Source organism: Myxococcus sp. AM011 (assembly GCF_013372595.1).
In the GTDB taxonomy this organism is placed as follows: domain Bacteria; phylum Myxococcota; class Myxococcia; order Myxococcales; family Myxococcaceae; genus Myxococcus; species Myxococcus eversor.
The window spans coordinates 1-8,156 of sequence record NZ_JABXEM010000378.1 but is presented as its reverse complement, the minus strand read 5'-3'; the positions used below and the strand labels follow the sequence as shown (position 1 = coordinate 8,156).

The 8,156-nt window shown below is 71.0% G+C and carries 4 protein-coding genes and 1 pseudogene; all 5 read left to right on the top strand.

The annotated features are described in order from the left end of the window. Positions 1–1,153, top strand: a pseudogene (locus HUW62_RS43745) (hypothetical protein); the annotation flags it as partial. Beyond that, a complete protein-coding gene (locus tag HUW62_RS43740; RefSeq protein WP_163864974.1) occupies positions 1,150–2,064 on the top strand; it encodes a PhnD/SsuA/transferrin family substrate-binding protein in 915 nt (304 codons plus the stop codon). The pseudogene HUW62_RS43745 and the gene HUW62_RS43740, both read left to right, overlap by 4 nt. 261 nt (positions 2,065–2,325) lie before the next feature. Further along, positions 2,326–4,893 carry a TonB-dependent receptor gene (locus HUW62_RS43735; RefSeq protein ID WP_240356300.1) on the top strand — a complete coding sequence of 856 codons (2,568 nt, stop codon included), beginning with the start codon at positions 2,326–2,328 and terminating at the stop codon, positions 4,891–4,893. Positions 4,894–4,902: 9 nt separating this feature from the next. Then, positions 4,903–5,742: a hypothetical protein gene (locus HUW62_RS43730; protein WP_163864976.1), complete on the top strand. Its 840-nt coding sequence runs from the start codon at positions 4,903–4,905 to the stop codon at positions 5,740–5,742. Next, on the top strand, positions 5,735–8,156 hold a 2,422-nt coding region (locus HUW62_RS43725), incomplete at its 3' end, for a protein kinase (protein ID WP_368670631.1). The genes HUW62_RS43730 and HUW62_RS43725, both read left to right, overlap by 8 nt.

Here is an 8,156-nt window from a genome sequence, read left to right as displayed (position 1 = left end):
GGATGACGCCGTTCGTGACTTGCGCCGGGCCTATGACCTGGACCGGAGCGCGCTCATGGCCCGCCGGCTGACGGCGGCGCTGATGGAGACGCGTGTCTACGCGGACGCGCGCAAGGTGATGGAGCAGGGCGCCACGCTCCCCGGCGCGACGTGGCGGGAGCAGCTGCTCCTGGGCTACGCGCGGCTGGGCGCGGGGGATGCGCAGGCGGCGCTGGAGGCCTTCGGCCTCGCGGGCAAGCAGACGGAGGAGCCGGACCAGCAGGCCGAGGCCTCCGTGGGCGCCGCGCTCGCCGAGGTGGAGCTGGGCCAGGTGGACGCCGCCGTGCAGCGGCTCACCGAGGTCGGCCCGTCGCGCACGGCCGCGAGCGTGGCGCAGGCCAACCTGCCGCGCGTGCTGGTGCGCCGCGCGCTGGCCCGCCTCGAAGCAGGGGACGTCGAGGGCGCCGACCGCGACCTGGACGCCGTGGACAAGCTGGGCACCGGCAAGCGCGCGGACCTGACGAAGCTGGCCCTCTTCGCTCGCGGACTGTCGCGCGCGGAGGCCGGTCGCCACGCGGAGGCGAGCGCCGCGCTGAAGAAGGCGCTCACCCCGGCGCAGCCCTGGGCGTGGCCCAACACCCGCGCCCTGGCGGACGCCTTCGTCCTCTACAAGAAGGGGCAGGTGGCCGCCTCGCGCAAGCAGCTGACGGCCGCGGCCAAGAAGCCCATGCCCGGCCAGCCCAAGTGGCTCGCGTCCCTGACGGGCGCGCTTCATCGGCGCGAGGCCTCGCTGGCCTACGCCTCCGGAAACATGAAGGGCGCGGAGAAGGCCCTCAAGGCCGCGCTCACCGCCGAGCCCGACGACGCGCTGCTCCAGCACAACCAGGCCTGCGTCGACTGGCGCAAGGGCAAGGCGTCCGAGGCCCTGGCCACGTGGCGCCGCCTGGAGTCCTCGGTGTCCGTCGCCGCGCTCAACCTGGGCATCGACGCCCAGGAGCGACGCCACGAGCCCGCCGAGGCCGTGGACGCCTGGCGCCGTTACCTCGCCTCCGGCCCCGGCCCCCGCCAGGCCCAGGTGCGCGAGTGGAAGGAACGCCTGCAGAGCCTCCATGGCCTCGCCGAGCCCTCGGGCGCGCCGTCGGCCGGAGCCACCGCGGAGGAGACCACCCCATGAAGACGCTCCGCTTGCTGCTGGCCGGCCTCGCGCTGGCCCTCTGTGTCGTCACCCCCGCCGCCGCGGCCCCGAAGAAGGCCACGCTGGGCGTCTTCCTGGCCACGACGTTGAGCGACGGCCAGGAGCGCTTCCAGTACGCGGAGGCCCTGGCCGCGAAGCTGTCCGAGGCGATGGACCGCCCCATCGCCGCCAAGAGCTTCGGCCGCTATGAGGACTTCGCGCGGGCCATCTCCGACGGCGGGGTGGACTTCGCCGTGGTGGAGGGGTGGGCCGCCGTACAGCTCGGCTCCAAGGCCACTCCGCTGGCCTGGGCGTCCCGTCCCGGGGAGTCCCAACAGCGCTGGGCCATCGTCTCCACTCACAAAGGCGTGGTGAAGGACCTCGCCGGCAAGCGCCTGGCCCTGGTGAAGGGCGCCGGCCCCGCCGACCCCAAGTTCGTCACCCACGCCGTGCTCGGGGGAGACTTGGACGCGCAGCGCCACTTCAAGCTCACCCCCGTCCCCAACGTGGAGTCCGCCCTGAAGATGCTGGAGGCCAAGGGCGCCGAGGCGGCCCTGGTGCCCATGTCCCATGTCCCCAAGGACAAGGACCTGCGCGTCCTCTTCCGCAGCTCCCGCCTGCCGGGCGCCGTCCTGGTGGACCTGCGCAACCACAAGGAGTCGCTGGACTCCTCGCTGTCCTCCGTGGGTGCTGTTGCCCCCTTCGAAGCCTTCGTCCGCATCCAGGGCAAGGACTTCGAGGATTTCCGGCGGCTCGTCACCCAGGGCCCCCCGCGCCGCCAGCCCGTCTTCGCCGAGGCGCCCGAGTTGCGCGTGGACGCCGAGGTCCTGGTCCGAGCCGAGGAGCTGGGACCCTCGCTGCCTTCATTCGGCGGAGACCTCGCCGTGGCCGCCGAACAGCCCGACGACTGATTTCACGCAACCTTCGGCGCGCCGGCGCGAAACACTCTTGAGTTTCCAGGGAATGAGAATCATCAACTTGGCCCCGCTGGGCCGCTGGGGTAGCTTGTTTTCTTACGGCGCGAGCGTGCAGGTGAGCGAATTCGTCCAAAAGAACGAGTGCCCTGGCGTCGCACCGGCCAACAGGGGCGTACAGGACCGCGGGGGTTCCTCCCATTCGCGGATGTGAGAAAGATGCATTCCAAAGTGTCTGCTGATCCGCTGCGAGGTGCGGTGGGAGCTCACGCAGGGCGCCAGGGTATCCGCGCCTACATCGCGATGTCCGTCCTCTTCAGCGCGCTGGCCCTGGCCTACCCCACGGTGGTCCAGGCCCAGGATTCCGGCGCGGCGGGTGAGGCGCCAGCGAAGGTGAAGCGCAAGAAGCGCGTCGTCCCGCCCGGGACGAAGGTCCCTGGGGCCACGAAGACGCCCGCGACGAAGCCCCCGCGTACGGCGAAGAAGCCCCCGAAGACGCGCAAGAACGGCAAGCCGGTGGAGCCGGCGCCCGTCGAGCCGGAGATTCCCGTCCTGGGCGCCGGCACCGAGACGGATGATCCCACCGAGGCCGTGACGGCGGAGCCGCCCGTTCCGGTGGCCCCCGCGCCCACGGTGGAGACCCACCCGGCTGGTCCTCCTTCGCACGCCCCGGTGGCGAGCCCCTCCCTGGACCCCGCGCTCACCGCGGACCCCTTGAGCACGCCGCCCGCGACGGTGAGCCAGAAGCCCGCGCCCAGCGACAACGTCCCCATCTCCGCGCCCTTCGCCCAGCCCACCACGGACCGGCCGATGCCGCCTCCGTCCGGCCTGGCGAGCCTGCCCGGTGAGGACCCGCTGGGGGGCGCGGACGCCCTGGAGGAGTCGGTCAACCGCGTGCTGAGCGAGGCGGTGGTGACGACGGCCTCCAAGCGCAACCAGCGCATCGCGGACGTGCCCCTGACGGTGTCGTGGATTCCGGCGGAGGAGTTGGAGGGCACGGGCCAGTTCACGCTGTGCGAGGCCATCCAGTACTTCCCCGGCATGGAGTGCCGCCGTGGGTCCATGCGCAAGGCGGCGGTGAGCGCGCGTGGCCTGGGCTCCAACTACCTGTCCAACCGCCTGCTGTTGCTCAAGGACGGCCGGCCGCTGACGGACCCGTGGACGGGTCAGTTCTACGCGGACGAGACGACGCCGCTCGTCAACCTCAAGCAGGTGGAGGTCATCCGGGGCCCGGGCTCGTCGCTGTACGGTTCCAACGCCTTCAGCGGCGTCATCAACATCATCGAGCGCCAGCCGGCGGACCTCATCGCCGCGGGACGCAACGTGGGCGCCGAGGCGCGCATCCTCGCGGGCCAGGACCAGACGTGGCGTCTGCACGGCAACGTGGCGGGACGCGGCGGCCCCGTGGAGGCGCTGCTGGGCTACTACGGCTATGGCTCGGACGGGCCGCAGCTCTTCAGTGACCCCGCCAGGGGCGTGGTGGACGAGAACCAGGACTCGATGGTGCACCAGGTGAACGGCAAGGTGCGCGTGGGGCCGCTGGCGCTGGACGCGGACTTCACGGACGCGACGATTGGCCGCCCGGGTGGCTCGCACACGCAGATCTCCACCGTGGGCAACTGCGGCCGCTGCCACTACACGCCGGACGACGAGGAGTCCGTCCAGAACTTCAACGCCTCCGCGCAGGTGGATCAGCAGGTGACGGACAACCTGCGCCTGTTCGGTCAGGCGTACGGCTTCTTCAAGCGCCGCGACGTGGTGATGGAGAACGCCTTCGGTGGCGACCCCACGCGCGTTCTGGGCAAGCGGCGCCGGCTGGGCGGCGAGGTTCGCGCGCTGTACTCGGCGGGCTCGTTGTCGGTGACGTTCGGCGGCGACTTGAAGCTGGACAACGTCAACGTGCCCAACGTGCTGCCGGGGCTGACGCTGGACGACACGAAGCAGACCATCCTCGGCGGCTTCGTGGACGCGGAGTACCGCCTGACGGAGCGCCTGGTGCTGAGCGGCGGCGCCCGGTATGACCGCTACCAGATTCCCGAGGCGGTCTGGCGCGAGCGCACCGACCAGCTCTCCCCGCGCGCCAGCATCGTCTTCCACGCGGTGCCGGAGTTGCTCACGCTGCGCACCAACTACGGCCGCGCCTTCCGCGCGCCCACCCTGGCGGAGCTGGCCATCAACCAGCAGATGTACGCCTCCACGCTGGTGGGAAACGCCAACCTTCGCGCGGAGACGCTGGACACGTTCGAGGGCTCCGTGGACTTCTGGCCCTTCGACCGGCGCGTGCGCCTGACGGCGACGGGCTTCTACAACGTGGCCAAGAACTTCATCAATCAGGAGCTCGTCTTCGGCTCGGTGTCCCAGTTCCGCAACATGGGCGACGCGCGCATCGCCGGCCTGGAGCTGGAGGCGGCGGCGCAGATTCCGTCCATCAACTCGTCGTTCGACGTGGCCTACCAGCTCCTCGACGCGAAGAACGTGCCCTTCGACGACAGCCCGGAGTCGCCGCTGGACTACGCGCCCACGCACCGCATCTACGCGCGCGGCCGCACCAACATCGGCAAGGTGGCCTTCGTGGAGCTGTACGCGCTCTTCGTCGGGCCGCGCTTCGACCCGGGCTTCCAGGTGGACGAGTCGACGGGTCTGCCCACCTCTCGCGTGCAACTGCCCAGCTACCTGACGGCCAGCGCGCGGGTGGGCTTCAACGTCTACGACGGCATCTCCGTGTCGTTCCTCGGCTCCAACCTCTTCAACGCGGCCTACGAGGAGTCTCACGGCTTCCCCGCGCCGCCTCAATCCTTCTTCAGTGAAGTCAAGGTACGCTATTAGGCACCGCGTTTGAGTACCGCTCCTCACCTGGAGGCCGGGGGCCTCCTGCTGATTGCAGATGCTTCCCTGCCCGCGGCCTCGCTCGAGCAGGCGGTGCCGCTGCTGGCGCAGGGTGAGGTGGGCGGCAAGGGCGCGCTGGTGTTGTTCGACGGCGTGCTCAAGCCCGAGCACGCGCAGTGGCTGCGGCGAGAGCCGCCAGCCCTGCTCCTGGCCACGCGCGAGCGCGACGGTGGGCCTTCCATGTGGGAGGTCCGGCTGTTGGGCTCGCTGTGGAAGCAGGGCTCGCTCCTGCCGGACCAGGCGGAGGTGAAGCGCCATCCGCTGCGCCGCGTGGCGGACATCCACGCGGCGGCCAAGGCGGCGTCGGTGGCGGTGGACGACGCGGAGGGCAGCCGCGTGGCGGCCGGGCTGGTGGCGGACGTGGTGCATGAAATCGCCGCCAACGCGCTCCTGGATGCGCCGGTGGATGCGCGGGGCGAGCCTCGCTACGCGCACCGGCGCACCGAGGTGCGTGAAGTGGAGCCGGAGGACGCCTGCGAGCTGACGTTCGCGGTGGAGGACGGCCGGATGTGGCTGGAAGTGGCGGACCGCTTCGGCGGCCTGCGGCCGGGCTCGTTCGCCCGGGCGCTGGAGGGGTGGGGCAAACGCGTGAAGGTGGATGCGTCTGGCGGAGGGGCGGGTCTTGGATTGCGTCGCATCCTCGAGCACTGCGACACGGTGGCGGTCCGGGTGACCGCTGGCCGGGAGTCGCGAGTCGTGTGCGTGGTGGACCTGGGAGACGCGCGCCGCCGCGCGACCCAGCCCAAGTCACTGATGTTCTGTCTGCATGAGGTCAGGGCCGGTGGATAGCCAGGGTTCCAACGCCATCATCAGCCGGCTCCGCGTGGGTACCATCACCCACGTCCGGATTGCCGGCGTCATCGACGAGACCTTCCCGTTGACGTCGACGAACCCGGAGCTCAGTGGGCTCCTCGTCGTCGACCTCGGCCGGGTGGAGCGCATCAGCTCCTTCGGGGTCCGCCGGTGGATTGAATTCGCCGCGAAGCTGCCTCCGGGCGCGCTGGGGCTGTACGTCGTCCACGCGCCCCCCGTCGTGGTGGATCAGCTCAACATGGTGGAGGGCTTCGCGGGAGTCGCGCGCGTGCTCTCCGTGCTGGCGCCGTACACGTGTCGCACCTGCAACGAAGACCGGATGCGGGTGGTGAACCTGGTGGACGAAGCCCAGGTCATCGCCGAGGAGCGCGCGCCCGAGCACACCTGCCCCGTCTGCTCCAACCCGCTGGAGTTCGCGGACCTGCCGGGCGAGTTCTTCGACTACGCGCGCCGTCAGCAGTTCGGCACCGTGGACCCGGTGGTGATGCGCTACCTGCGCGCGAGCATGCCGACGGAGCAGTCGGAGCTGCCGCAGCACCTGAAAATCGTCCAGGACGACGTCACGTTCATCTCGCTGGCGAGCACGCTCAAGGGCGACCTCAACGTGCGCCGGCTCGCGTCCGGGTTGGAGGGGCGCGTCGCGTTCGACTTCAGCCACGTCAGGACGGTGGAGCCGGAGGCGCTGCCCAAGCTGGAGCAGGTGCTGGACACCGCGGCGCAGGCCGCGCAGGTGGTGCTGTGCCGCGTGCCGCCGCCGGCGCTGGCCGTGCTGGCGCGCTCGTCCAAGCTGTTGCCGGGGCGGCTGGCCACGCTGTGGCTGCCGTGCGAGTGCCGCAACTGCGGCCAGGTGAGCCACCAGCGCATCCAGGCCCATGAGTACCTGGCGCAGCTTCGCGCGCACCAGACGAGCATCACCATCGAGTGCCCCATCTGCGGCGGCAGCGCCCAGGTGCCGCACATGCCGCAGCTCCAGGGGTTCCTGGCGCGCGTGCAGCTCACGGACCGGCCGCTGGACGACATCGAGGGGCTGGAGCCGCGCGCCCTCAGTCAGTACCTGTTCGGGTCCACCAACGTGGACCCACAGGCGAACAAGGGCTCGCCCACCGACATCTCCAACTCGCTGGGCAGCACCAAGCTCAACATCATCCGACGGCTGGGCCAGGGCGGCATGGCCGAGGTCTTCCTCGCCAAGCAGGTGGGCGTGAAGGGCTTCGAGAAGTTCGTGGTGATGAAGAAGATTCTCCCGCAGTTCGCGCAGAACCCCGAGTTCGTGGACATGCTGTTCGCGGAGGCTCGCGCCAACGCGCGCCTCACGCATCCCAACGTCGTGCAGACCTTCGACGTGGGCGTGTCCGACGGAGTCGCGTACATCCTGATGGAGTACGTGCGCGGGCCGGACATGAAGCGGCTGGTGAACGAGCTGCGCCGCAAGGGGCTCGCGCTGCCGCTGGAGCACGCGCTGCGCATCGTCGCGGAGGTGGCCGCGGGTCTGCACTACGCGCACGCGTACGTGGACCCGGCGGGCACGCCGCACCCCGTGGTGCACCGCGACGTCAGCCCGCACAACGTCCTCATCTCCCTGGACGGCGCCATCAAGCTGAGTGACTTCGGCATCGCCAAGGTGGCGGGCGAGGAGAACACCCAGGCGGGCGTGCTGAAGGGGAAGATTTCGTACATCTCCCCGGAGGCCGCGTCGGGCCGCACGCTGGACGCGCGCAACGATGTCTTCGCGCTCGGCGTCGTCCTCTTCGAGCTGCTCACCGGACAGCTTCCGTTCCGCAGGGACCACGACGCGGCCACGCTCAACGCCATCGTCCGCGAGCCCGCTCCCGTCCCCTCGCAGCTTCGTCCGCAGATTCCGCAGGACGTCTCCGACCTCATCCTCCGCGCCCTCGTGAAGGACCCGGCGCGCCGCACGCCGTCCGCCGCGGCGATGCGCGAGGAGATTGAAGCGGTGATGGCGCACCACCGCCTCAACTCGTCCCCGGCGGCGGTGGCCCAGTTCTTCAAGGACACGCTGGGAGACCGGCTGGTGGAGTACACGCCTTCGACAGCGTCGGGAACGGGCAGCCATCCCAAGCCCGTCCCCAGCGGCACGGGCAGTGGCAGCGTCGGCAGCGGGGACATGGTGGCCCCCGTCGATGCCAGGACGCCAAACCGGGGCACGGGCAGTGGCCCGAAGCCGACCACGGCGGGCAGTGGCAACATCCCGCGTCCGACGACGGGCACGGGCAGCGGCAACGTGGCCGCGCGGCCCGCGACGCCGCCTCCCGTGGCGACCCGCCCCGCGACGCCTCCGCCCGTGGCGCCCAGGCCCGCGACACCTCCTCCCGTGGCGACCCGCCCCGCGACGCCGCCTCCCGTGGCGATCCGGCCTCCGCCTCCTCCGC